Genomic DNA, 843 nt, shown 5'->3' on the forward strand with positions numbered 1-843 from the left:
TGGCAACAACGATCACCAAGATCCTTTAAGAAAAAATCAAATTTAAAGTTTGATTTATGATTAGTGATAAGTTTAGGAATGGAATCTTTTAATTCAAACCATAGTTCAGCAAATATAATTCCCAGCATTTGCCTTGTACCCATTCGAAAACCAATATTTATTGCTGAAGAGGCTGTGCTAGAAAAAAATTTGCTACTGGTATAATACTTACTATCAATTTCAGCATCATTATTTTTTCTTGCTTTGGCATCTATAGCAACCATTTCTTCAAAATTGGCTTTTTTCTTTATTTTTAAGAGAGGTTAATCTTTTTTCTTTCATTATCTGTTAGTTGTGCTTTTTTTTTCTAAGGTATTAATTTCAGAATTTTATTTCAGTCTGTTGGGTTTGTAACCTTAGGATAAAATCAGACATCGAATCTGCTTTTTTGGATTTATTTAATGTCTCATTTGTAAAAGTAAGATTATAATCCTCTATTCGCTAAATCTTTACCATCAAGCTCAGCCAAGAAGACGTGCAGGATCATTATGTATCTCGTGGGCAGCGATAATATGGTCTAGGTTAATTTTATCGTTTTGGTTAAAAGTCTCGCCAGTATAAGAATCTTTTAATTCCCCATTTAATTTATGCTGCTTTCCTTCTCTGTTTGTATTTATATAGTTCTGATGTTTATGATAAGCATCTTTGTCATATTTTTCACGATTTTCATAATTGGATTTTTCAGTATCCGTAGCCCAAATATTTTCTCTCACATTATGTGTTGTATCAACATCACCACCTTTTTTTGTCTTTTTAATAATAAAAAATCTAAACCAAAAGATGTTACAAGGCTTTGAACAATCG

2 pseudogenes are annotated in these 843 nt (G+C 30.4%); both read right to left on the reverse strand.

The window, feature by feature from the left end:
* Positions 1 to 263 (reverse strand): annotated as a pseudogene (locus tag BHE89_RS19010) (cobalamin adenosyltransferase); the annotation flags it as partial.
* A 237-nt stretch (positions 264 to 500) separates the two neighbouring features.
* Positions 501 to 843 (reverse strand): annotated as a pseudogene (locus BHE89_RS23970) (hypothetical protein); the annotation flags it as partial.

Source organism: Shigella sp. FC1967 (assembly GCF_001743005.1).
In the GTDB taxonomy this organism is placed as follows: domain Bacteria; phylum Pseudomonadota; class Gammaproteobacteria; order Enterobacterales; family Enterobacteriaceae; genus Proteus.